This window comes from Nakamurella sp. UYEF19 (assembly GCF_040546275.1).
In the GTDB taxonomy this organism is placed as follows: domain Bacteria; phylum Actinomycetota; class Actinomycetes; order Mycobacteriales; family Nakamurellaceae; genus Nakamurella.
The window spans coordinates 75,333-99,125 of record NZ_JBEPNO010000016.1 but is presented as its reverse complement, the minus strand read 5'-3'; the positions used below and the strand labels follow the sequence as shown (position 1 = coordinate 99,125).

The 23,793-nt window shown below is 69.0% G+C and carries 17 protein-coding genes; 5 read left to right on the top strand and 12 right to left on the bottom strand.

Features of this window, described 5'->3' with window-relative positions; all coding sequences use genetic code 11:
* Positions 1–30 precede the first annotated feature (30 nt).
* The 4 genes from ABIB25_RS19850 to mraZ form a co-directional block, all read right to left on the bottom strand.
* On the bottom strand, positions 31–2,328 hold the full coding sequence (locus ABIB25_RS19850) for a peptidoglycan D,D-transpeptidase FtsI family protein (protein WP_354530243.1): 2,298 nt from the start codon (positions 2,326–2,328) through the stop codon (positions 31–33).
* A gap of 2 nt (positions 2,329–2,330) precedes the next feature.
* On the bottom strand, positions 2,331–3,152 hold the full coding sequence (gene ftsL / locus ABIB25_RS19845; protein WP_354530242.1) for a cell division protein FtsL: 822 nt from the start codon (positions 3,150–3,152) through the stop codon (positions 2,331–2,333).
* Complete coding sequence (gene rsmH, locus ABIB25_RS19840; RefSeq protein WP_354530241.1) at positions 3,149–4,219, bottom strand: 16S rRNA (cytosine(1402)-N(4))-methyltransferase RsmH; 1,071 nt, start codon at positions 4,217–4,219, stop codon at positions 3,149–3,151. The genes ftsL and rsmH overlap by 4 nt, the downstream gene beginning before the upstream one ends.
* Before the next feature lie 218 nt (positions 4,220–4,437).
* The gene (gene mraZ, locus ABIB25_RS19835) at positions 4,438–4,890 is read right to left on the bottom strand and encodes a division/cell wall cluster transcriptional repressor MraZ (RefSeq protein ID WP_354530240.1); all 453 of its coding nucleotides are present in this window, start codon (positions 4,888–4,890) and stop codon (positions 4,438–4,440) included.
* Between the two features lie 769 nt (positions 4,891–5,659).
* Between mraZ and ABIB25_RS19830 the strand changes: the two genes are divergently transcribed.
* From ABIB25_RS19830 to ABIB25_RS19820, 3 genes are all read left to right on the top strand, one after another.
* Complete coding sequence (locus ABIB25_RS19830) at positions 5,660–6,676, top strand: AAA family ATPase (RefSeq protein WP_502919860.1); 1,017 nt, start codon at positions 5,660–5,662, stop codon at positions 6,674–6,676.
* Entirely contained in the window at positions 6,663–7,988 is a 1,326-nt protein-coding gene (locus tag ABIB25_RS19825) for a DUF58 domain-containing protein (RefSeq protein ID WP_354530239.1), read from the top strand. Before ABIB25_RS19830 ends, ABIB25_RS19825 begins: the two co-directional genes overlap by 14 nt.
* Positions 7,989–8,253: 265 nt before the next feature.
* Positions 8,254–10,713: a transglutaminase TgpA family protein gene (locus ABIB25_RS19820; protein ID WP_354530238.1), complete on the top strand. Its 2,460-nt coding sequence runs from the start codon at positions 8,254–8,256 to the stop codon at positions 10,711–10,713.
* A gap of 280 nt (positions 10,714–10,993) precedes the next feature.
* Here the strand turns inward: ABIB25_RS19820 and ABIB25_RS19815 are convergent, their stop codons facing one another.
* The 3 genes from ABIB25_RS19815 to ABIB25_RS19805 all read right to left on the bottom strand — a co-directional run bounded on the left by ABIB25_RS19815 (position 10,994) and on the right by ABIB25_RS19805 (position 13,568).
* Positions 10,994–11,371 carry an SCO2097 family morphological protein gene (locus ABIB25_RS19815; protein WP_354530237.1) on the bottom strand — a complete coding sequence of 126 codons (378 nt, stop codon included), beginning with the start codon at positions 11,369–11,371 and terminating at the stop codon, positions 10,994–10,996.
* A gap of 115 nt (positions 11,372–11,486) precedes the next feature.
* Entirely contained in the window at positions 11,487–12,803 is a 1,317-nt protein-coding gene (dinB, locus tag ABIB25_RS19810; RefSeq protein WP_354530236.1) for a DNA polymerase IV, read from the bottom strand.
* A 3-nt stretch (positions 12,804–12,806) separates the two neighbouring features.
* The gene (locus ABIB25_RS19805; RefSeq protein ID WP_354530235.1) at positions 12,807–13,568 is read right to left on the bottom strand and encodes a class I SAM-dependent methyltransferase; all 762 of its coding nucleotides are present in this window, start codon (positions 13,566–13,568) and stop codon (positions 12,807–12,809) included.
* 161 nt (positions 13,569–13,729) lie between these two features.
* Between ABIB25_RS19805 and ABIB25_RS19800 the strand changes: the two genes are divergently transcribed.
* A complete protein-coding gene (locus tag ABIB25_RS19800) occupies positions 13,730–14,509 on the top strand; it encodes a ParA family protein (RefSeq protein WP_354530234.1) in 780 nt (259 codons plus the stop codon).
* Between the two features lie 32 nt (positions 14,510–14,541).
* Here the strand turns inward: ABIB25_RS19800 and ABIB25_RS19795 are convergent, their stop codons facing one another.
* Entirely contained in the window at positions 14,542–14,973 is a 432-nt protein-coding gene (locus ABIB25_RS19795; RefSeq protein WP_354530233.1) for an SAV_6107 family HEPN domain-containing protein, read from the bottom strand.
* Between the two features lie 370 nt (positions 14,974–15,343).
* On the opposite strand from ABIB25_RS19795, the gene ABIB25_RS19790 reads away from it, so the two are divergent.
* Positions 15,344–15,949 (top strand): GNAT family N-acetyltransferase, encoded by a 606-nt coding sequence (locus ABIB25_RS19790; protein WP_354530232.1) that lies wholly within the window; start codon positions 15,344–15,346, stop codon positions 15,947–15,949.
* 153 nt (positions 15,950–16,102) lie between these two features.
* On the opposite strand, the gene ABIB25_RS19785 is transcribed toward ABIB25_RS19790, so the two are convergent.
* The 4 genes from ABIB25_RS19785 to ABIB25_RS19770 form a co-directional block, all read right to left on the bottom strand.
* Positions 16,103–17,842: a DUF885 domain-containing protein gene (locus ABIB25_RS19785; RefSeq protein ID WP_354530231.1), complete on the bottom strand. Its 1,740-nt coding sequence runs from the start codon at positions 17,840–17,842 to the stop codon at positions 16,103–16,105.
* 275 nt (positions 17,843–18,117) lie between these two features.
* Positions 18,118–18,831, bottom strand: a complete 714-nt coding sequence (locus tag ABIB25_RS19780; protein ID WP_354530230.1) for a hypothetical protein — start codon at positions 18,829–18,831, stop codon at positions 18,118–18,120.
* 35 nt (positions 18,832–18,866) lie between these two features.
* Positions 18,867–20,720 (bottom strand): substrate-binding and vWA domain-containing protein, encoded by a 1,854-nt coding sequence (locus tag ABIB25_RS19775; RefSeq protein WP_354530229.1) that lies wholly within the window; start codon positions 20,718–20,720, stop codon positions 18,867–18,869.
* A 162-nt stretch (positions 20,721–20,882) separates the two neighbouring features.
* Positions 20,883–23,792, bottom strand: coding sequence for a vitamin B12-dependent ribonucleotide reductase (locus ABIB25_RS19770; protein ID WP_354530228.1), 2,910 nt, complete (start codon positions 23,790–23,792; stop codon positions 20,883–20,885).
* Between the last annotated feature and the right edge of the window lies 1 nt (position 23,793).

Here is a 23,793-nt window from a genome sequence, read left to right as displayed (position 1 = left end):
GGTGTTCGTCGTCGACGGGGCACGTCGACGTCACTGGTTCTGGGTGTAGAGATCGTAGACCGGCGCCGCGGTGGCCGACGGCGGGACGTCGTAGGCCCGTAGCGCATACGAGGCGATCTTGTGGAAGAGCGGAGCTGCGCTGTCCCCGCCCTCGGAGCCGTTCACCGGCGCGTCGATCATGATGGCGATCGCGAACTTCGGGTTGTCGGCCGGGACCACCCCGGCGAAGGTGGCGTTGGTCAGGGTCGGGGAGTAGGACTTGGTCACCGGGTCCACCTGCTGAGCGGTTCCGGTCTTGCCCGCCACCTGATACCCCGGAATGGCCGCCTTGGGTGCGGTCCCGTCGTGATACCAGTTGCCTCCCTGCACCGTCCCTCGCAGCATGCCCAGCAGGGTCGTGGCCGTCGTCGGCTTCATCACCTGGGCGGTCGCCCGGATCTTGGTCGGCGTGTAGACGCCGGCCTTGGTGGTGCCGGCGATGATCGTCGGGGACACCATCACACCCTTGTTGCCGATCGCCTGGTACATGTCGACCAACTGCAGCAGGGTCATGCTGATGCCCTGTCCGATCGGCAGGTTGGCGAAGCTGGTGGCCGACCACTGCGCCTGCGCCGGGTAGCTGCCGGCGGACTCACCCGGCAACTCGATCCCGGTCTTGCGACCGAGGTTGTACTTGGCGAGTTCCTGCGCGAAGACGGACGGGCCGAGCTTCTGGGCGATCATCAGGGTGCCGACGTTCGACGACTTGGCCAGGATGCCGGTCGCGGTCATGTTGACTGCGCCGTGCGCCCAGGCATCGTGGATGTTCCGGCCACCCATCGAGATCTGACCGTCCACGCTCAACACCGCGTTGGGGCTGATCAACCCGCGGTCCAGTGCGGCCGCGAAGGTGACCACCTTGTTGACCGAACCGGGCTCGAACGGGGTGCTGACCGCGGGATTGCCGATCTCCGCCGCCGTCTTGCCGGGCTGGAAACAGGCCATGGCGTAGATCTGTCCGTCGCTGATGCCCTTGACCACGGCACAACCGCTCCTGGCCTGCGACGAGTTCACCTGGGCCTGCAGGTACTGCTGCACGCTGTACTGCAGATCCTGATCGAGGGTCAGGGTGATGCTGGTGCCGTCCATCGCCGGGGTCAGCTTGGTGACGGTGTCGGGAATGGCCACCCCGTTGCTGTCGAGCTGCAGCGTGCGGGAGCCGTCCTTGCCGGTCAGCAGTGCATCGAACTTGGACTCGATGCCGGCCTGCCCGTGCCCGTTCGCGTAGGTCGTACCGACCACCGCGGCAGCCAGCCCGTCGCCGGGCTGCGTGCGGATGTCCTGGTTCTCGGTCACCACGGCGTTGACGAGCTTCTTCTGGACCGCCGCGACCCTCTTGCCGTCCGCAGGGGACTTCAGGGCGAGCGCCTTGTCGGCCTTGCTCAGGACGAGCACCTTCGCCACCTTGGCCATCATCGCCGCGCTGACGGCGGGCAGGACGTCCCGGGCGAGGTAGACGTAGTTCTTCTTCGACTTGAGTTTCGTCATCAGGTCCTGCTTGTTGACCGCGCTCCCGAGTCCGGCGACCAGGATGTCGGCCACCTGGCTGCGCTGGGCATCGTTCTGGAAGCTTGCGGGGTGGGCGGCGATGAGCTTGCCGGCGATGGTGAAGGCCAGCGGGGCCCCGGTGCGGTCGTCGATCGAACCGCGCAGGGCGTGCAGGTTCTGCACGTACTGCTTCTGGTCGAGGCCGGCCAGTGCAAGCGCCTTGGAGTCGACGGTCTGGATGGTGATCAGCTTGCCGAGCGCGACCGTGAGCAGCACCAGGATCAGTCCGAGAGCACCGCGGGTACGCAGCCGATGGTTGACCCGGGCTCCACGGTCCCGCCGCGTACGACGGCCACGCTGTGAGACGGCCTTCTTCCGGGAGGCGGTCCGGGCCGGCCTGGTGCGGGGCGCTGGACCGGCCGGCGCGCGCACCGCCCCGGTGGGTGGCGCCGTCCGCTGGCGGGGTGCGGCGGTCTGCCGGCCGGCGGTGCCCCGTGACGACGAAGTGGTCCGAGAAGTGCCCGCGGCCGAACCGGCCCTGGCACCGATGAGCTCAGGTCCCTCGCCCGGGCGGTCATCACTGCGGTCGTCGCGTCGCACACGCGTCGATGGGCGCCGCTCGCCGGCACTACGGGCCCGGGCCGGGGCCGGACGGTTGGGCACCCGCTGCCGAGGGTGCGCCAGGTAGTCCGGCAGTGCGTCAGGGGCGACCCGACGACGACCGTCGGGGGTCGGCTCGACGCGCCTCGAACGGGCTGGGTGGTACGGATCCTGTGGGTCGTCCCGTCGTCCGGTGCTCATCGTCAGCCTCCTGTGGTTGCGGTCGACGCGGCTCTGACCGCTGTCGTTCCGGGCGCTGTCGTCTTCGGCGCGGTGGTCTTGGCGGTGGTCTTCGGTGCGGTCGTCCTCGGTGCGGTCGTCTTCGGTGCGGTCCTGGGCACCGCCGTCTTCGCCCGCGTCGTCCTGGGGGCCGCGGCCCGTGTCGTCACCTTCGGTGGCGTGACCTTGGGCGGGACAACCACTTTCGGCGTGGTCCTGGGCGCGGTGGTCTTCGGCGGTGCCACCGGCGCGGTCGTGGCGGGCGCGGTGGAGACAGGCGCGGTGGTGACACGCGCGGTGGTGGCGGCCGTCGTCGGGGACGCGCCGGCCGCCGCGGCCGGACCCGGGACCGCACTGGGGGTACCGACGACCGACCCCTTGCCCTTGGGGTCGACCACCAGGATCGCCGCGTCGCCTGGCGGAACCATCCCGAGCGCGCTGGCTTCCGATGCCAGCACGGAGGGATCGCGCAGCGCCTGGACAGAGCGGTTCTCAGCCTGGATCTTGGCGGTCAGCGCGGCCTGCTCGAGCCGGCTCGAGCCGGCTCGCAGCCCCACCGCGTCGGACATGGTGTTGAGCCACAGGACGCCGACGACACCGCCGGCCAACAGCAGGATGACCAGCACGACGAACGGGACCCTGGTCAGCGCGGAGGAGATCGGCGATCCGGTCCGGGTCAGGCGGCGGTCCGCAAGGGCCCGGTCGCGCCGCATTCGGCGCTCGTAGGCCTTGTCGGAGGACTTCGTGGATTTCGTCGAACCGGATCGGGCGGCACCATCGATCCGATCGGTTTCCTGCGTCGTCATACCGTCGCCTTTCGCACACGCCGCGCCGCCCGGAGACGGGCCGAGGCCGCCCGCGGGTTCTCGTTGATCTCGTCTTCGGTGGGTGTCTCGGAACCCCGCGTCAGCCACTCGAGCTTCGGCTCGTGGCCGGGCAGGTCGATCGGGAGGTCGACGGGTGCGGTCGACAGGGTGGCCGGGGCGATCGCCCGCTTGACGATCCGATCCTCGAGCGACTGGTAGGACATCACGACGATGCGGCCGCCGACGGCCAGGCCGGCGACCGCGGCCGGGATCGCTTCGGTGAGGGCGCCGAGTTCGTTGTTGACCTCGATGCGCAGGGCCTGGAAGGTCCGTTTCGCCGGGTGTCCCCCGGTCCGTCGGGCGGGCGCCGGGATCTCCCGGTAGAGCAGCTCGACCAGCCGCGCACTGGTGGTGAACGGTGTCCGATCGCGCTCCCGAACGATCGCGTAGGCGATCTTCTTGGCGAAGCGTTCCTCCCCGTAGCGGCTGAGCACACGGGCGAGATCACCTGGGGTGTAGCTGTTCAGCACCTCGGCGGCGGAGATCCCGGTGGTCGGGTCCATCCGCATGTCCAGGGGTGCGTCGACGGAGTAGGCAAAGCCGCGGTCGGCCTGGTCGAGTTGCAGCGACGACACCCCGAGGTCGAAGAGGATGCCCTGGACCCCGCCCTTGGCGCGGCGCGCGATCACCGGACCGACCTGGTCGTAGACGGCGTGCACGAGGTCGACCCGGTCGGTGTGGCCGGCCGCGGCGAACCGCTCCGCCGAGATGCGCAACGCGGCCGGGTCACGGTCGATGCCGATGACGTGCAGGGTGGGATGGGCGTCCAGCAGCAGCAGCGTGTGTCCGCCCATGCCGAGCGTGGCGTCGACGAAGACTGGACGGTCGAGGTCACTGAAGGCCGGGGCAAGCAGGGAGGTGACCCGTCTGGCGAGAACGGGGAGGTGGATCCGGTCGGATCCGGGATCGCGCTGGGCAACGGGGTCGGGCGGGGCAACGGGGTGGTGCGGCGCAGCGCCGGGGTCGTGCGGGGCGCCGGGGTCGTGGGAAGCGGCGCCGGAGACCATCTGTCAGTCCCCTTCTTCGCCGTACCTCTGCCGGGCGCAGGTCGTGCTGACGGGTCCCCACCCGCATCGGGCCTGGCACGGGGGAAGTCGTGTCAGGTCCGGTGCGGGTGCAGGCCGGACGGCAGGAACTGCGTGGTGCCACTCGTTCTGCTCGGTGCTGATACTTCGGTTCAGTACTGCACTGCTCGCTACTGCACTGCTCGCTGCTGGTGGTACTGCTAGCTACTGGCGGTGCCGGGCTGGTTCAGCACGCCACTGGGCGGCGATGCATAGCCGGCTTCCTGGCTTGCTTCGTACCGCGCCCACTCGTCCGCGTCCCAGACCTCCATCCGCTTGCCGACGCCGGCGATGATGACGTCCTTGGTGAGACCGGCGTACTCGCGCATGCGGATCGGAATGCTGATCCGACCTTGGGCGTCCGGACGCTGGTCATCGGTGTTGGACAACATGTAGCGCTGGTATCCGCGGGCTTCGGCGTTCGTGATGGGGGCGTTGATGGCCACCTCCGCGAAATCATCGAAGCCGTCGGGGGTGAACAGGTATAGACAGTGGTCCTGACCGCGGACGATCATGACCCCAGGAGCGAACGTCTCCCGGTAACGCGCTGGCAGGGTCACCCTGCCCTTGTCGTCCATCCGGGGCGTGTAGGTGCCGAGGAAGCCTGTGAACAACTCTCAACACCTCATCTCGCCCCATTCACACCGATAGCTCTGAACCGCTGCTAGTAACTACTACTTCCGGACATCTCTTGCTGGAGGGCAACTGCTGCTGACGACCATCTGAGAGGAATCGCCTGACGTCCGACCACGGTCTGGTCTGACCTGAGCACCTGCACCCCTCGGCCCCAACTTCTGCCACATTACCCCACCCTCTGCCACTTTCGACCCCCCAATTTCCGACGAGTCCGGATCTCCGCCCGTTATCGCTGGTCAGCCAGGTGGGACGAAGTGGGGCGGCATCGTCGATCACTCGTTGGAAAGGCCTGTCACCGTCCCGAGGATGTCGAGACCTTTGTCATTACGTTGAGTGACCTCAAGCCCGTTGACCAGCAGTTTCGTGAAAATACCTCGCACCACGGCATCGTTCTGCGCCCCCGCCGGGACCGGTCGGGCTGGAGGGAGGACGGCCCACCGGGGTGCGAGAACGCTCCGAATCACCCCGTTCGACCTCCGGGTGGGGAGCGGTGGGGCATCAGGTGGGGAGCGGTGGGGCATCAGGTGGGGCATCAGGTGGGGAGGGGACAGCGTGAGGCCCGTGGTGGTCGCCGATGATGGCCACGCGGCAACCTCTTCGAGGGCCCACACGTCGCCTCCGGACATCTCACGTCGTATCGACGTACCAACTGGCAGACTGTGAAAGCAGATGTCGGCGCCCATTGGAGTTCACCCTCGTGGGGGGACCGCACGTCGCCCAGCGAGGCGAGACCCGGAGGACCACAAAGTGGCACAGCATGTCGACCTGAACGGGTCGAGTTATCCCGCAGCCCCGGCCCACGCCGCACGAGTCGACCTGACGGATGTCGCCGCGGTCGGCGCGCGGATCGCCGGTGCCATCTCCCAAGTAGTGCTCGGCAAACCCGAAGTCGTTCGGCTGGCCGTGATCTGCATGCTGACCGAAGGTCACCTGTTGATCGAGGACGTGCCCGGCACCGGCAAGACCAGCCTGGCCAAGGCGCTGGCCAGGTCGGTCGGCGCGGCTGTCGCGCGGGTGCAGTTCACTCCTGACCTGATGCCCAGTGACGTCACCGGGGTGAGCATCTACGACCGGCAGACCGGCCAGTTCGAGTTCCGCCCCGGTCCGATCTTCGCCAACATCATCGTGGCGGACGAGATCAACCGGGCCTCCCCCAAGACACAGTCGGCCCTCCTGGAGTGCATGGAGGAACGTCAGGTCACGGTGGACGGCACTACCTACCCGCTGGAACGGCCGTTCCTGGTGCTGGCGACCCAGAACCCGGTCGAGATGGAGGGCACCTATCCCCTCCCCGAAGCCCAGCGAGACCGGTTCCTGGCCCGCACCTCGATCGGTTACCCGGACCCGGCGACCGAGGTCGCCATGCTGGCCGGCCGTGACCACTCCGATCCCCTCGACACCCTCGCGGCCGTCACCGACGGCGCCACCGTCGCCGCCCTGATCGACGCGGTCGCCGGGGTGCACCTGGCTCACGAGCTCCGTCAGTACATCGTCGAGATCGTCGGTTCGACCCGGGCGATCCCGGAGATCCGGCTGGGCGGCTCACCCCGCGCCGTCCTGCACCTGGCACGGGCCGCGAAGGCGGCGGCTGCGCTGGACGGGCGCGGCTACGTCGTTCCTGACGACATCCAGCGGCTCGCTGCGCCGGTGATGGCCCACCGCCTGCTGCTGACGGTCGAGGCGCACGCCGCTCACCGGTCGGCGGAGGAGATCATCGGCATCCTGCTGGGCCGGATCCGGGTGCCGCGAGGTGGTCGTGTCTGATCGGGCCGCCGATCGCGCTGCCCGTCACGACCGGAGTGTGGGACGGGGCCTGACCACCCGGGGCCGCTGTCTGGTTGCCGGCGGCATCGCCGCCATCATCTGCGCCTTCGTCCTGGACGAGCGCGATCTGCTGCGGGTCGGCGTGATGGCCACCGCCCTGCCCTTGTTCGCCGTCGCGATCACCGCCCTTCGCCGCATCCAGCTGGGCGGTGTCCACCAGGTGATGCCGGAACGCCTCCGCCCGGGCACCCGTGGGCAGGCCGTCCTGGTCATCACCAACTCCGGGCTGACCCGGACTCCGTCGATCGAGATCTCCGAGCCGCCGGTGCCCGGTCTGACCACGGGCATGCGATACCTGATCGCGCCGATCCGCAGTGGCGAATCATCCCGGATCATCTACCCGATCATGGCGACCCAGCGCGGCCGGTTCACGCTCGGTCCCGCCCACATCCGGATCGGCGACCCGTTCGACCTCTGGGAGGACAACCGCACCCTCGACGCGTGCACCGAAGTCCTGGTGGTGCCGAATGTCGTTGCCCTGACTGGCATGCCGAGCAGTTCCGGTGCCCGGTCGGCGGCCTCCGGACGCGCCTCGGTCGGCACCGTCGGCGGCGACCCGGACATCGGCGTCCGCCAGTACCGCAGCGGTGACGACATCCGGACGATCCACTGGCGCGCGTCGGCCCGCCACGACGATCTGATGGTCCGTCTGGAGGAACCGGTGTCTCACGGTGGAGCGACGCTGGTGCTCGACCACCGCGCGATCGCCCACCGCGGGGACGGCCCCGCGTCGAGCCTCGAGACCGCGGTCGTGCTGGCCGCCTCTATCTCGCTGCACCTGCTCGATTCCGACCACCAGGTCAAGTTGGTCTCCCACCGCGGCAGCGTGATCGCCGACGGACACGACATCGCCGATGACGTGATGGCCGGTCTGGCGATGGTGGAACATGACGTCAACCCGACCCTCAAGCCCCTCAGCCTCGGCCGGGCCGGCCTGGTGATCGCCATTCTCGGCGAGATGATCGCCGCCGACGCCCACCTCCTGGCCGCCACCCGGCGCCGCGGGGTCAATGCGGTCGCGCTGGTGATGGCCACGGAGGACTGGGATCCGCAGGCGCCGTCTGGTGCGGGTTCGAGGTCGACCGTCGACGCCCTGCGGGCCGCCAACTGGCGTGTCGTGGTGGTGCACCCCGGAGACGACCTGGCCGCTGTCTGGCGCCGCGCCTGCAACGCGGGTGACGGCTACTCGACCGCCGACGCCGTTCCCCCGCGCGTCGCCGCCGGACGCGCACCCGCCGGACGAACCGCATGAGTGACCATCGCAGCGAGGAACGACCGCGCAGTGAGCATCGCGGCGAGGAACGACCGCGCAGTGAGCATCGCAGCAAGGAAAGACCGCGCAGTGAGCATCGCAGCGAGGAACGACCGCGCAGTGAGCATCGCAGCGAGGAAAGACCGCGCAGTGAGCATCGCAGCGAGGAACGAGCGAGGAGCGGAGCGCAGCGAGCGATGAGCGCTTGCGCGAAGAGCCAGGATTCAGCACAGAGCCAGGATTCAGCACAGAGTCGGGATTCAGCATGAGCGCGCCGACGGTGCAGAGGCCGGGATCGCAGCCGGACGGACCCGACACCCGCCCGCGCGTCTCTCCCCCGCCGCCCTCCTCGGCACCGAACCCGTCGATCGGCATCGGCCCGACTTTTCTCGCCGCGGCCGCGATTCTCACCGGAGCAAGCGCGCTGGGTACTCCGATCAGCGGAAATTCCTGGGTGCTACCGCTGGTCGAGGTGGTCGCCGTGATCTGGCTGGTCGGAATCGGCGGTCGGCTGATCAGGCTGCCGACGGCTGTCACGGCGCTGCTGCAGCTGGTGGGTTTCGCCATTGCCCTGACCTCGTTGTTCACCACGACCGGTATCGGCGGCGTGCTTCCCAACGCGTCTGCCGTCTCCGAGGCCGGGGCGTTGCTGTCCGGTGCCTGGGACCAGATCCTGAAGACGTCCCCGCCGGCGCCCTCGACCCCCGAGCTCAGCTTCCTGATCGCCCTTGCCATCGGTTGTGCGGCCTTCATCGCCGACTTCCTGGTGGCGGAGGCGAAGTCACCGGCCCTGGTCGCGCTCCCGCTCCTCTGCCTCTACTCGGTCCCCGCGTCGATCTCGAACACCATGCTGAGCTGGTACAGCTTCGCGGCGCCGGCGGTGCTCTACGCCGTGCTGCTCGCGGTCACCGGGCATCGGGACCGACGGACAGGGGTCCGCGCGGGTGTTGGTCTCGCCGTCAACGGCGGAGCCATCATCGCGCTGGCCACGGTCGTGGCCCTGTTCGTCGCCGGATCGGTGTCCGGTATCGGCACCACCGGGCGGCTACCGAAATCCAGTGCGAGCTCGGGGGCCATCGGGCTCTCCCCACTTGCCTCCCTCCGCGGCAACCTGCGCACCTCCGATCCGGTCGACGTGCTCACCGCCTCCGGGCTCACCGGGCCGGACTACTTCCGCACCGTGTCCCTGACGACCTGGACGCCGAACCAGGGCTGGTCGCTCGGGGCGCTCGACGCCGACGTCTCGGACGTCTCGGCAGAGCCGCTCGACAGCACGGGCGCGGTCACGGACAAGCGGGTCACCGTCACCACCAAGGACTACCAGGATCGATTCCTACCCATCCTGACCGGGACAAGTTCGATCAGCGGGCTCGGCGACATCTGGAACTTCGACTCCACCCTCGACACCGTCTTTCGCGGCGACCGGGTGAAGCCGGGCCAGTACGTGCTCGCCGTCGACCAGAAGAAGCCGACCGACGTCGACCTCGAGGCGGACAGCGTGGTGTCCGGCGGCTCGCTGACCGAGACCGGTTCGCTCAACGCGTCGGTCATCGAGCAGGCCCGTCAGGTGACGCAGAGCGAGACTGGAGCCTTCGACAAGGCCAGGGCTCTCGAGCAGTGGTTCACCACCCCAGCCAATGGATTCGTCTACTCGCTGGACGTCCCGGTCGGCAGCAGCGGCGACGCGCTGGTCGACTTCCTGACCAACAAGCAGGGCTTCTGCGAGCAGTACGCCTCGGCGATGGCGATCATGCTGCGGTCGCTGAACATCCCGACCAGGGTGGTCGTCGGCTTCACCCAGGGCGTCCGGCAGGCGGACGGTACCTACCTGGTGACCAGCCACGACGCGCACGCCTGGGTCGAGGTCAAGTTCGAGACCAACGGCTGGATCCGTTTCGACCCGACACCGCCCGTCGGCGGGCAGGGCGGCCAGCAGGGCTACCAGGACAGCGGAAGCACCGGTGCGAGCACGTCGTCCTCAAGCGCTGTGGCCCCGCCGGCCACGGTGTCCGGCCGGACACGGGCCCCGGAGGGAGCCACCACCACGAGGCCGACGGCGTCGAGCGCGGTGGCCACGCAGGTCGATGTCGCGTCCGGTGCCGGCGGAGCCGGTGCTAGCTGGATCGAGGTCGTGCTGATCGTGCTGATCGCGCTGGCGTTGATCACTGGGCTGGTCCTGATTCCGACCGCGATCCGCACCCGACGGCGGCGGCATCGGCTGTCCGTCGCGGCCCACGGCGGGCCGGGCGCGGCAACCGCGGCCTGGGCCGAGATCGAGGACACTGCCATCGACCACGGTATCCTGCCGCACTCCGCAGAATCGGCCAGGGTCACGGCGAACCGCCTCGCCCGACGGGCACACCTCGAGGACGCCGACCGGGTGCGCTTGCGCGCCCTCGTGATGGCCGCCGAGCTGGAGTGGTACGGCCAGGATCATTCTGACGACGGTGGTCCCCTCTCGACTGCAGGTACTGCAGGTGAGGTTGCAGTGGCCGGCAACGGTGGTCTGGCGCCGAACGGTGCCGCGAGCGGGAATGGCGCTTCCTCGGGGAACGGGGCCGCGGCCGGTTCGACCACGACGCTGGACCGCCCGGGCAGTGCCGCGATCAACGGCCACGATCTGGTGGCCGGTGCGAAGAGCATCATCGAGGGCCTCCAGCGGAATGCTCCGACCCGACCGACGGAACGTCTCTACCCCCGGTCCCTGCGGCGCTCAGGCCGCTAGGCCGCGCCACGAGCGGCACGGTGGGTCGGCCGCGCCGCAGGCGGCACCGGGGGTCGGGCACGTCTGCCTGCCTGCCTGCGATCTGTGGATCCCGGCGCGGCGGCAACGTCTGTCTGTCTGTCTGCCTGCCTGCGATCTGTCGCTCCCGGCGCGGCGGCGGGCCCGTTCGACCGCGGTGACTATGAAGCGACACCACAAAACCCACCTCAGGGCCATTGGTCGGTCGAGGTGGGTGATTGTGACGTTCGGTTATCAGGCGGTCGCTGGTCGAGCCGGGGAGTCAGCCTTGTTCGTCGAACCGACGGCGGAAGCGTTCCTCCATCCGTTCGGACAACGAGGCGTTTGCGCCTGGCGCACTCGGTGCCGGCTTCCCAGCTGCTCTTGCCCCCGGCTGACCGAAGACGAAGAGGCCCACCGAGCCCACCATGACCAAGAAGCCCAGAACGCTGACGATCACACCCAGAGTCAGCACACTCTGCGTTGCGATCACCCCGACGACCAGAAGCACGAGGCCTACCAAAAAGGCGGTGGCGGCCAGAATCGGCCGACGCCGCCGGATGCGACTGACGTTCACGCTCGTGGCGAACTTCGGGTCATCCTGGTACAGAGCGCGTTCGATCTCATCAAGCATGCGCTGCTCGTGCTCGGAGAGCGGCATGAGTCCTCCTCCGGCACCCGGCCAACATTGGCCGGTCCTGTCGTTAAGTGTTGACTGTGGAAACGGTCGTCGAACGGCGACCTCCCACAAGGATACGAGCACTCGGCGGGGACTTCTAGCGACCGGGCAAATCTGGTGGTGAATCGGACACCTTTAGGTGCCCGGCAGGCGCGCCGACGCCCTTTTCGGGCCCGTTCTGGGGACTCGGGCGGTCGAAGAGTGACGCTCGACGCACCGCAAGGGACCCAAATCTGGCACTCACGCGATCAAGGGCACCCTCGGCCTCGCGCCAACCGGGTCCGTCAGCACCGGATCCGAGTTCCAGTTGTTCGCTGACCTGGTCGGCCGGAACCAGTCCCTCGAGCCGGATCCCGACCAGTCGCACGCGGCTGCCCGACCCCAGTTTGTCCAGCAATGCGACCGCGGCCGAGTGGATGACCCCCGACAGGTCGGTCGCCGTCGGGAGGGTGACGGAGCGGTTGACCATCGAAAAATCCTCGTACCTCACCTTGAGGGCCACAGTCCGACCGCAGAGTCCGGCCTCCCGTGACCGGCGGGCCGTGCGCTCGGCCAGCCCGAGCAGCTGCCGACGCAGGAACAGCCGATCTGCCGAATCCACCCCGAATGTGGTCTCGGCACCGATCGACCGCTCGGTCGACTCGGTCTCCACCGACCGGTCGTCGAGGCCGTTGGCCAGGTCGTGCAGCTTGCTGCCGGTGGCCTTGCCCAGATGCCGGATCAGGGCAGCCCTGTCCACCGCAGCGATCTCGCCGACGGTGGAGAGCCCGAGCGACTCGAGGGTCTTTGCCGTCTGCGGCCCGACACCCCAGAGCGCCTGCACGGGCAACGGATGCAGCAGCGACAGCACGTCCTGCGGCGGGACGAGCAACAACCCGTCGGGTTTGGCAAGCCCCGACGCCAACTTGGCCATGAATTTGGACGCGGCGCCGCCGACGGTCGCCGTCAGCGACAGCTCCTCCGACAGTCGCGCCCGCAGAGTGGCGGCGATCCGCCCGGGTCGGCCGGCCAGCCGCCGAGCCCCGGAGATGTCGAGGAACGCCTCGTCGACCGACAGGGGCTCGACGAGCGGGGTGACATCGCCGAAGATCGACATCACCTCGTCGGACGCCTGCCGGTAGGCGGCCATGTCCGGCTGGATGACGACGATTCCAGGGCAGAGCGCCTTGGCCCGGCCCGTCGGCATCGCCGATCGGACCCCGCTGGTCCTGGCCTCGTAGGTGGCGGACAGCACGACGCCGCGGCCGCTGTCGCCGGCGACCATCATCGGGCGACCGCGCAACTCCGGTCGGCGCCGGAGCTCGACGGAGGCGAAGAACGCATCCATGTCGACGTGCAGGATGGTGCACCGGCGGTCGTCGATCGATTCGAGATCATCGGTGACGTACCTCCGGCCGTCGGCGCTGCGGCCCACGGATCAGCCGACCGTCAACCGGGCGACCGCGTGCAGGTCGGTGGCGATCTCCCGCAGGGCCGGGTGCACCGAGAGGGCAGCCTCGAGCTCGGCCAGCCGGGGTTCGATCTGACCGACCGACCGGGGCACCGTCGGTCTGGTCCCGCCCGGACGGGTTCCCCCGGTGACGAGACCGGACACCACTCCGATGCCGGTGATGGTCTCGATCTCCAGCCCGCCACCGGCCAGCAGGGCGACCAGACCCTCGATGTCGAACCGCCGCCGCAGCGGATCCGCGGGCCCGAAGCGGCCGGACGCATCGGCGAGGATCGCCGCCGCGTCACCGAAACGGCCTGCGGCAGCCTGCGCCAGGACGGCGGCGAGCCGGCCGGCCACCAGCACCGAGGCGACGCCACCTGGCTTCAACGACCCGGCGATCCCCTCGATGACCGCCACCGGATCGTCCACGTTCTCCAGCAGGTGATGGCACAGCACCAGGTCGGCCGCACCGTGCGGAACGACGGTCGACAGTGCTGCGGCATCCGCCTGGATCGCCGAGATACGTTCCGCCACAGCGGCATCGGCGGCCCGCCGCCCGAGAATCGCCAGTGCATCGATCGACGAGTCGACGACGAGCACGGTGCAACCCAGCTTGGCCAGCGGGACCGCACGGGTACCACTCCCACCGCCGACGTCGACGACGACAGCGCCCGGGACCAGCCCGGCCAACCCGATCAGGGCCTCGCCCACCGGATCGGGAGGCGCCGTACGCGAAGCCGCATTCATTCGGGATGCTCCTTCGCAGGATGTCGGGTCCGCACCGGCGGACCAGAGGTGATCGATCGACTTCGGGCCAGCGTAGATCGGTTGCAAGCAGCGTATCGGGGTCCGGCTCGGCGCGGCCGACCGACGGCCGACGCGTCATCCACGACCTGTACGGTGTGGCGATGTTGGTGGCCAGTGTGCTGAGTCTGAAGGGCGGCGTCGGGAAGACCACCGTCACGCTGGGACTGGTTTCCGCGGCGATCCACGCGGGTGTGAGCACCCTGCTGGTCGATCTCGACCCCCAGATGAATGCCACCACCACCGTCGAGATCGACGAGAGCGGCCCGAGCATCGCCGACGTCCTGGACAACCCGCGACGCTCCATCGTCAACGGAGCACTCCAGAAGTCGTCCTGGAGCGACCTGCTCCGGGTGCTGCCCGGCAGTGAGGCCGCCGAGTCCCACAACAATCCGGACCCGAACGCGAAGCAGCTGGCCAGGCTGAGCACTGCCATCGCCAAGGTCGACCCAGCGCCGGATCTGGTGCTCATCGACTGCCCGCCCTCGCTGGGGCAGCTCACCCGCAGCGCTCTCGTCGCCTCCGACCGTGCCGTCCTGGTCACCGAACCCTCGCTCTACGCCGTGACCGGTGTCCAGCGGGCTCTGGAAGCAGTCCAGAAGGAACGCCTGACCCACCGGCACCTGCAACCACTCGGGGTGGTGGTGAACCGAGTGCGCCCGCGGAACACCGAACACGAGTACCGGCTGGGCGAGCTGAGGGACCTTTTCGGCCCTCTCGTGCTGAACCCGAATCTGCCCGATCGGGCCGCCATCCAACAGGCCCAGGGTGCCGCGGTGCCGATCCATCACTGGCCGACCGCGGGAGCCCGCGAGATCGCCGCGATGTTCGACCAGCTCCTGGACCGCCTGATGCGATCGGCCAAGCACAAGACCCGGGCCTGAGCGAGACCCTCGGTACGGGAGAGCTCCGGCGATCAGAGTGCCCCCTCGATCAGATCGAGGAAGGCGCCGCACTGCCGCACCATGTCGTCGGCCTCGCGGGGTGTGATGAACCGGGAGATGCCGGCCTCGGCGGCCTGCCGCTTGGCCGACCCCGCCGCGAAGAACGCCGCCCACTCGGAGAACTCGGGCGCGACCTTGGCCATCAGCTCCCAGGCGCTTGCTTGCCGGGCGCGACCCGGTTTCGCCCTGGTCGCGAGTAGCGCGGCCGCGCCCCTGAGCGCGGCAAGATGCGCCGCGGCATAGCGATCGGTGGGCTGATCCGCCCGGATGGCCCGACCGAGCCCGCGCCCGGCGTCGGCCAGCAGATCCCTGGCCGCCTGCGGCACCGGACGAGCCACGCCCAGCGGCAGGCGCCCCTGTGCTGTCTCGACCCGAGTCGGCCGGATGCTGGTGGTGACCGTCATCTTCTTCACCTGTCCCTACTGTTGGAAGACCGTTGGAAAACTGTCATGACGCTGTCGTCGAGTTGGTTCTCGAACTATTGTTCGACTGTAACCCCGACCACCGACAGTGTCACGGGCCGGCAGCTCGCTGGGACCGTCGCGCCTGGTCCTGCTCGGTGGTAGTGCTGCGAAAACCGGACACCGGCGGCGCTTACCACCGACCTGAGGACAGTCCACCAGGTCGGTCCGACAGTCGCGCTCCGGAGAGCCCTCCGGTGAACCCTCCGGGGCCAGGCCGGGCGGGCGTCCGGAGGCATCCCGAGTCGAGAACGGTGGGTGTGACGTGGTGGGATGACGCCATGCATGTCGCGACCCGCAGGCCCAGTCGCGGATGACCACCGGCCCCACCCAAGCGGGACCTCCCGGATCGACCGCTCCGCAGCTGACACTGCGCCCGCTCGACCCCGAGTCGTTCGTCGCGCGACTACCCGAACTGGTGGAGGTCTACGTCTCGGCCATGCAGTATCCCGACGGCATCGCCGCAGCTCGAGCGTCGCTCTGGCAGGAGCACAGCCGCCGCAACGGCTTCGCGAGCGTCGTCGCCGTCGACGCCCAGGACCGCATCCGGGGGCTCACCTACGGCTACACCGGGCATCCCGGTCAGTGGTGGTTCTCCGAGGTGGAGCGGGGCATCGGACGTCGGGACTCGCCCTGGCTCGTGGACTACCTGGAGCTCACCGAGTTGCACGTGCGGCCCGACACCCAGGGCGCCGGCATCGGCCAGGCCCTGCTCACCGCTCTGCTGACCGGCCGTCCGGAGAAGGCCGTGCTGCTGTCCACCCCCGAAGGCACCAACCGCGCGTGGAAGCTCTACCGGCGCATGGGATTCGTGGACGTGCTGCGGCAGTACCGTTTCACCGGCGACCCGCGGCCGTTCGGGGTGCTCGGCCGCACGCTGCCGCTCGGTCCGGTTCTGCCGAGCCCCACCGGGAGGTAACCGGCGGGCAGAGGCAAGGCTAGGACACCCGACACCAGCGCCCGGCGGCGGGAGCGCCGCAGGGCCACCTGGCAACGGCTGCCTGGTGCCGGCAACGCCCGCCCGCCTTGCCGGCACCACGCACACCTTGCCAGGACCGGCGCAGACTTTGGCTCAGAGCAGCGCGAGCTCGGTGGCGAGCGGGTCGAGACCCATCCCTCCCAGGCCGAGCGCCGCTGTGTGGAAGGCCTTCTCGTCGAAGTCGGCGCCATGACGCGCCCGGGCGGCATCACGACCCTCGAGCCAGATCCGCTCGCCGACCTTGTACGACGGCGCCTGTCCGGGCCAGCCGAGGTACCGGTCGATCTCGTCGCGGCTGTTGTCGGCCTCGTTCAGCGTCCGGGTGAGCAGGAACTCCAGACCGAGCTCGGGGGTCCACACCTCGCCCTCGTGGAAGCCGGTGCCCGCCGGGATGGTCAGCTCGAGGTGCATCCCGAGGTCGATGACGACCCTGGCCGCCCGGAACAGCTGAGAATCCAGCATGCCGAGCAGATCGCCGTCCGTGGAGAGGTAGTCCAGCTCGCGCACCAGACGTTCGGCGTAGAGAGCCCAGCCCTCGGCATGTCCGGACGTCCCGGCCAGGAGCCGCTGGAAGTCGTTCAGCTTGTCCTTGCGCCATACCGCCGTGGCCAGCTGGAGATGGTGCCCGGGCACACCCTCGTGGTAGACGACCGTGGTCTCGCGCCAGGTCGTATACGTCGGGCGGCCTTCGCCCACCGACCACCACATGCGGCCCGGCCGGCTGAAATCGTCGCTCGGCGGCGTGTAGTAGGCCCCCAGACTGCCACCCGGAGGCGCGATCAGGCATTCGAGCCGCCGCAGCGGAGCCGGGATGTCGAAGTGCGACCGCCCGAGATCCTCCACCGCCCGATCGGACAGCTGCTGCATCCAGTCCTTCAACCCGTCGTTGCCGTGGACGAGGTAGGCCGGGTCGGCGTCCAGCACGGCTGCCGCACCCTTGGCGTCCTGGCCGGGAGCGATCCGCTCGACGACCTCCAGCAGCTCCTTCTCGATCGAGAGGAACTCCTGCCAGCCCCATTCGTATGTGCGCTCCAGATCGACGGTAGCGCCGAGGAACTCGCGGGAGGCCAGGACATATCGCTCCCGGCCGACGGCGTCCTTGGCGGGCGCGGAGGCACGCAGTTCGCCGGTGAGGAAGGTCCCCAGGTCGGCGTACGCCTGCTCGGCGACCTTCGCGGCCGCGGCCAACTCGGCGACCGCCGACTCGTCCGCACCGAACGCCTGCACCGTGCGGGTGAAGAATCCCGGGCTCTCGGCAGTCCCGGCGTAGGCGGCACACTGCTGGGCACACTTGTCGACCTGACGGACGGCCGCCGTCTGGCCCCGGGACGCGGCCAGACGCAGGCTCTCCTGGTAGCCGGCCAGGCTGGCCGGCACGGCCCTCATCCGCGCGGCGTAGGTCGCCAGCTGCTGGGGGGTGTCGGTCGGCGTCATGTCGAAGACCATCCGGACGTGCTGCAGCGGAGAAGCGAGCACGTTGAGGGCGGCATGCGCCCAACCACTCCGGTAGCGGTCCTGCTCCAGGAGCAACCGCTCGAGGATGACATTGCGAGCCACGTCGTCGAGCCGCCCGGTGGATTCCGCCGCCGAGATCGCCGTGATGGTGCGTCCGATCAACTCGTCCACCGCGGCCAGACCGGCCGGCGAAAGATCATCGAGCCGGTCGTCATGACCGGGCACGCCGAGTTCGGTGGCCAGCGTCGGGCTCAACTTCACCATTGCCGCCACGAACTCGTCGGACAGCGCGTTGATTGCTGTCTTCTGCCCGGCGGCGTGGTCCCGGGCCGGGTCGGGCATGGTCGAACCGCTGGTCGTCGCAGAGTTTTCCGTCATGGCCGATCACCCTAGGCGCTGACTGTTCAGCGGTCACTCGGGTGGGTGGGCCGGCGGACTGTGGTCAGCGACCACCAGGGTTCTCGTCGCGCTGCACCTTACGTCTGGCCAGTGCGGACACGATGCGGTTGACCAGTCTCATGATGGCGCCCATGGTGACTCCTCGAGGTTGACGGATCCCTGGCGCTCGATGGGTGCTCGACGCCATGGCCTGTGTTCGACCAGCCTGCCACGAGCGGGTGCCGGTCCGGGCGATCCCGGCCCCGATGCCTGCCCTAGCGGGGCCGGGGCGTGTCCAGGCCGGCGATCGCAGTCCGGGCAGCGGAGTCCAGGTCGGCGAACGCCCCGCGGATCGCGTCGAGGGAGTCGTTGACCTCGGCGACCGGGTCGGGGCCATGATCGAGTACCGCGCCCGGAGCCAGTTCAGGCGTCGAGGACAGTTCCAGCAACTTGGTGTACAGCTCACCCACCCCGTCGACCGCCGTGGAGAGCTTGTCCAGCAGACCCTGACGACGGGCCGCCATCCGGTCCATCGGACCGGCGACCTTGTCAGCCGACGTCATGCGCCTGGCGACCTGGTCCGCCTCGCTCAGCGCCCCGTCCAGGACGTCGATCGAACCAGCCACGCCGACGGCAACGCCTCGCGCTGAACGAGCCGCCTCCACCCCGTCAGCCGCCTGCCCGGCCAGGACCGGGGCGAGGGCCCCGGCGGCCAGGCGGATGAGATCGTCGAGGTATCCATCCAGCGTTCCGACCAGGTCGAACTGGATCGTGCCTGGTATCAACAGCTTTGCTTCCACCGTCGCCTGCCGCTCGGACACGGCTGCGCCGGCCACTGCTGCCACGGCCAGCATCGCGATCCCGACTGCGCCGACGCCGACGACCGGCAGCGCCAGCGCCCAGGCGGCACCGGCACCCACCGCAGCAGCCAGCAGGCTCCACGGATCGCGGAGAGCCTGGGCGGCGCGGCGCATGCGTGACTCGGGCAAGGTCAGCCCTCCCGTCGGAGCGGCGTTGGACGGGTTCAGAAGTTGGACAGTACGTTGCTGAAGACCTTGGCGATGCTCTCCGGCTTCCGCGCGTCGTAGGCCGCCGCCCGTGAGGCCTCGGAGATCTTCTGCAGGGTTCCCAGATCCGCGTCCGCCCCGTAGGCGATGGAGAAGACCCGCACCCCGTTCTCCGTTGCGCTGGAGCCCAGGTCCGACACCAGGGAAGCCAGATCGTCATCATTGGGGTACTCGTTCTTGCCGTCGGTCAACATGACCACCGCGTTGATCAGGTCGGGGTTGGCGCTCCCGTTCATGTACTTGCTGGCCTGCCGGACCGCGGCATACAGCGGAGTCGCCTTCTGGGGGATGAGGCCCTGCAGGGTGGTGGTCAGCAGCGCCCGATGGTCCTTGGTCAGCGGCTCGATCGCCACGTTGTCCTGGTAGATCGTCGACGGGGTCGGCATCTCCGTGGTGAACGTCCAGAGGCCCACCTGATCGGTGTCGGACAGCTGCCCGAGGGCGGTGGCCGCCGCGGCCTTGGCCAGGTCCAGTTTCGTCTGGCCGCTGGATCCGGCATCGTTCTGCATGGAGCCGGAAACATCGAGCAGGATCAGCACTCTCGCCCGCTTGCGCAGGTCGCCCCACAGGGCGCGGACACCGGTCAGCACGGCCGAGCCGGGTGGGTTGAGCGCGACCGTCACGCCGTCGGCGAGCACCGCGCCGCTCGCCTTGATCGGGGCTCCCGGCTGGTGGTCGAAGGTGCGGAAGTTGGCGTCGGTGAAGACCTTCTGCTGCTCCGGAGCGAGCAGGTAGGCCAGGAAGTCGTTGGCGCCGGCCTGTTTCGCGGGCGTGGACCACGGGGCGTTCAACACCACGTACGGGCTGTCGCTGTAGAGGGTCCCCTCCTTCGGGTAGACCGCCACCAACGGCACCCTCGGCGGCGCGTGCTTGCCGAGGGTGGCAGGGTCGCCGCTCGGGTTGCCGGCGTTGTAGTCCAGCACCGACTTCTCCTCGACCGCGACCGCGGAGAGGTAGCCGAGGGCGGCGCCCCCGTCGTCGGCCCGCTGCAGGTTCGAGAGGTACGTCAGCGTGGTGTCGCCGTAGTGGATCACCGAGTGCTCGACGGCCTGGACGTAGCTGCGGATCTTGGCGTTCTTGAGATCGGTCGTCGTCAGGTCGGAGGATCTGCCGGTCGCTGCCACCAGGGTGCCGATGGTGGCGGCCAGGCCGGAGGTGGAGACAGTGGGGTTGGTCTTGCCGAGGGTGAAGGCGCCCCACTCCTTGTGACCCTTCGAGGCCCAGCCGTCCTTGGCCTGCACCAGCCCGAGCACGTCGGACCATCCCAGCGACGCCTTCGGCCATCCCAGCGCCTCGGCCATCGGCTTGGGCATCGCCAGCACGAGCGGGGTGGAGGTGACCGACTTGGACTCGGCCGGCACGATACTCGGCTTGTCCTTGGCGGTGAGATCACTGCGCAGCAACGTCACCCAGGTGGACGCCGCCGGGGTCCAGACGTCCGGGGCCGGCCCGTCCACTGACTCGTTCCACCCCGCGGCCAGGTTCGCCTCACCGGTGCCGGAAGCCAGGGAGGTCACGACGATGTCGTAGCAGGCGCCGCCCACCTTGCGCCCGGAGGCGGCGTACGACTTCGCGATACCGGCCATCAGCGCTGCCTTCTCGCTGGACGCACCGACCTGGACGGTCGTGCACCCCTCCCGAATTGGGACGACCTCCGAGGCGGTACCGGTGGTCGGCGATACCGATGTGCCGGGGTCCGCCGTCTGGTTCGTCGTACCGCTGTCGTGGGTGCTGAAGTACCGGATGCCGGCGATCAGCACGACTCCCGCGATCGCCGCTGCAATGAACGGTGCCTTGCTACGGCCTGCCACGTCTGACACTCCTGTCCCCCGGCGTCCGAGACGGACGCGTGCGGGGAACATACCAACGGCAGCGGACGTCCGGTGGGGCAATCGGGCACGCGACGCTCAGGGCCAGGAACTGTCGCGAGCCCGACCCCGATGTCCGGGGCCGGGCTCGCGGCGTCGATCAGGTCAGCTGCAGCCGGACGTGGAGCCGCAGCCTTCGCAGACGTAGCAGGCGCCGGAGGGGCGCATCTTCGTTCCGCAGGTGAAGCAGAGCGGAGCGTCGGCGGACTTGCCGATCACCATCTCCAGCAGTTCGGTCGACGAGCCGGCCCGGCGACCGGCCAGATCGGCAGTGGGCCTCCCGGACTCGACGGCCGGGCGGACGACCGGGGTGGCATCGACCGAGGACCGCATCTCCTCGACCAGTTCGACGGTCTCCGCGGCGTCCTCGACCGTGGTCGATCCGTACGCCCCGGAGACCTGCGCGGTGCGCTCCTCCGCAAAGAAGATGCCGAGCTCGGCGCGGGCGTCGACCGGCAGGTAGTCCAGCGCGATGCGACGGAACAGGTAGTCCATCACCGAGGTGGCGATCCGGATGTCCGGGTCGTCCGTCATACCGGCCGGCTCGAACCGCAGGTTCGTGAACTTGGCGACGTAGGACTCGAGCGGGATGCCGTACTGCAGTCCGACGGACACCGCGATGGAGAAGGCGTCCATCACACCGGCGAGCGTCGAGCCCTGCTTGCCGAGCTTGATGAACACCTCGCCGAGCCCGTCGTCCGGGTAGGAGCCGGTGGTCAGGTAGCCCTCCGCACCGCCGACCGTGAACGAGACCGTCTGCGACGGGCGCTTCTTCGGCAACCGACGACGGACCGGGGTGTGCGAGGCCGGTGCTGCCGGAGCGGCGGCCGCTTCCGCGTCCGACTTGTCAGCAGCATCCTTGTTCTTGCTCGACGCCGACAGCGGCTGACCGACCTTGCAGTTGTCGCGGTAGATGGCGAGCGCCTTGAGGCCCATCTTCCAGCCCTGCAGGTAGATCTCGGCGACGTCGTCGACGGTGGCGTCCTCCGGCATGTTGACCGTCTTGGAGATGGCACCGGAGATGAACGGCTGCACGGCGGCCATCATCCGGACGTGCCCCATGGGCGCGATGAACTGCTCGCCCATGGCGCAGTCGAACACCGAGTAGTGCACGTTCTTCAACCCGGGAGCACCCATGACGTGGCCGTGCTGGGCGATGAACTCGACGATCGCCTCGACCTGCTCGGCCTGGTAGCCGAGGGAGGCCAGCGCACGCGGGACCGTCTGGTTGACGATCTGCATGGAACCGCCGCCGACCAGCTTCTTGAACTTGACCAACGCCAGATCCGGCTCGATGCCCGTGGTGTCGCAGTCCATCATCAGGCCGATGGTGCCGGTCGGGGCGAGCACCGTGGCCTGGGCGTTGCGGTAGCCGTTCTTCTCACCGGTGGCGACCGTCTCGGCCCAGGCGGCCGTTGCGAGCTTCAGGGTGGCGGCATCGTTCCCGCCGTAGGTGCGGATCTGGTCGTTGGCCGCGGCGTGCTTGCGGATGACCCGCTTGTGGGCGTCGGCATTGCGGGCGTAGCCGTCGTACTGACCGACGATCCCGGCGAGCTCCGCGCTGCGCTTGTAGGCGGTGCCGTTCATCAGCGAGGTGATGGCTGCGGCCAGCGAGCGGCCACCTTCGGAGTCGTAGGCGTGGCCGGTGGCCATCAGCAGTGCGCCGAGGTTGGCGTATCCGAGACCCAGCTGACGGAACGCCCTGGTGGTCTCCGCGATCGGCTGCGTCGGGAAGTCGGCGAAGCAGATGGAGATGTCCATCGCGGTGATGACGAACTCGACAGCCTTGGCGAACTTCGCAGCATCGAAGACGCCGTCGTCGGACAGGAACTTCATCAGGTTGAGCGAGGCAAGGTTGCACGAGGAGTTGTCCAGGTGCATGTACTCCGAGCACGGGTTCGAGGCGTTGATCCGACCCGATTCCGGCGAGGTGTGCCAGTCGTTGATGACGTCGTCGTACTGGATTCCGGGGTCGGCGCAGGCCCACGCAGCGGTGTTGATCTTGGTGAAGAGCTCGCGGGCGTCGACCGACTCGATGACCTCGCCCGTGGCGCGAGCACGCAGACCGAACTCCGAGCCGGACTCGACGGCACGCATGAACTCGTCGGACACCCGAACCGAGTTGTTGGCGTTCTGGTACTGGACGGAGACGATGTCCTCGCCGCCGAGGTCCATGTCGAAGCCGGCGTCGCGCAGGGCGCGGATCTTCCGCTCCTCCTTCACCTTGGTCTCGACGAACTCGACGATGTCCGGGTGATCGACGTCCAGGACGACCATCTTCGCCGCGCGACGGGTGGCCCCACCGGACTTGATGGTGCCGGCGGACGCGTCGGCGCCGCGCATGAACGACACGGGACCGGAGGCAGTACCGCCGGAGGACAGCAGCTCCTTGGAGGACCGGATACGGGACAGGTTCAGACCGGCGCCGGAACCGCCCTTGAAGATCAGGCCCTCTTCCCGGTACCAGTTCAGGATGGCGTCCATGGTGTCGTCGACGGCCAGGATGAAGCAGGCCGAGACCTGCTGCGGCGACGAGGTTCCCACGTTGAACCAGACCGGGGAGTTGAACGCGAAGACCTGGTGGAGCAGCATCCAGGTGAGCTCGTGGGAGAAGATCTCCTCGTCCTGCGGCGTGGCGAAGTAGCTGTTCTCGCGGCCGGAGTCGGTGTAGGCGGTGACGACGCGGTCGATGATCTGCTTGAGGCTGACCTCGCGCTGGGGGGTGCCAACGGCGCCGCGGAAGTACTTGCTGGTGACGATGTTGGTGGCGTTGATCGACCAGGTGGAGGGGAACTCGACCCCGCGCTGCTCGAAGTTGACGGTGCCGTCGCGCCAGTTGGTCAGCACCACGTCGCGGCGCTCCCAGGTAACCTCGTCGTACGGGTGCACGCCGGCGGTCGTGTAGAGACGCTCCAGCCGCAGGCCGGCGGTCCCGTCGGCCCTGGGGCGACGGCGGCCGGCCGTACCTCCGTTGGCGGCTGCGGATCCGGTTGAACTACCGAGGGTCTCGGTCATG

What these genes read in the sequence shown, in the direction of transcription:
- ABIB25_RS19850 (WP_354530243.1), bottom strand. Translation starts at nt 2,328, where the DNA reads ATGAGCACCGGACGACGGGACGACCCACAGGATCCGTACCACCCAGCC.
- ftsL (WP_354530242.1), bottom strand. Translation starts at nt 3,152, where the DNA reads ATGACGACGCAGGAAACCGATCGGATCGATGGTGCCGCCCGATCCGGT.
- rsmH (WP_354530241.1), bottom strand. Translation starts at nt 4,219, where the DNA reads ATGGTCTCCGGCGCCGCTTCCCACGACCCCGGCGCCCCGCACGACCCC.
- ABIB25_RS19820 (WP_354530238.1), top strand. Translation starts at nt 8,254, where the DNA reads ATGAGCGCGCCGACGGTGCAGAGGCCGGGATCGCAGCCGGACGGACCC.
- ABIB25_RS19815 (WP_354530237.1), bottom strand. Translation starts at nt 11,371, where the DNA reads ATGCCGCTCTCCGAGCACGAGCAGCGCATGCTTGATGAGATCGAACGC.
- ABIB25_RS19805 (WP_354530235.1), bottom strand. Translation starts at nt 13,568, where the DNA reads ATGAATGCGGCTTCGCGTACGGCGCCTCCCGATCCGGTGGGCGAGGCC.
- ABIB25_RS19800 (WP_354530234.1), top strand. Translation starts at nt 13,730, where the DNA reads ATGTTGGTGGCCAGTGTGCTGAGTCTGAAGGGCGGCGTCGGGAAGACC.
- ABIB25_RS19795 (WP_354530233.1), bottom strand. Translation starts at nt 14,973, where the DNA reads ATGACGGTCACCACCAGCATCCGGCCGACTCGGGTCGAGACAGCACAG.
- ABIB25_RS19790 (WP_354530232.1), top strand. Translation starts at nt 15,344, where the DNA reads ATGACCACCGGCCCCACCCAAGCGGGACCTCCCGGATCGACCGCTCCG.
- ABIB25_RS19785 (WP_354530231.1), bottom strand. Translation starts at nt 17,842, where the DNA reads ATGACGGAAAACTCTGCGACGACCAGCGGTTCGACCATGCCCGACCCG.
- ABIB25_RS19770 (WP_354530228.1), bottom strand. Translation starts at nt 23,792, where the DNA reads ATGACCGAGACCCTCGGTAGTTCAACCGGATCCGCAGCCGCCAACGGA.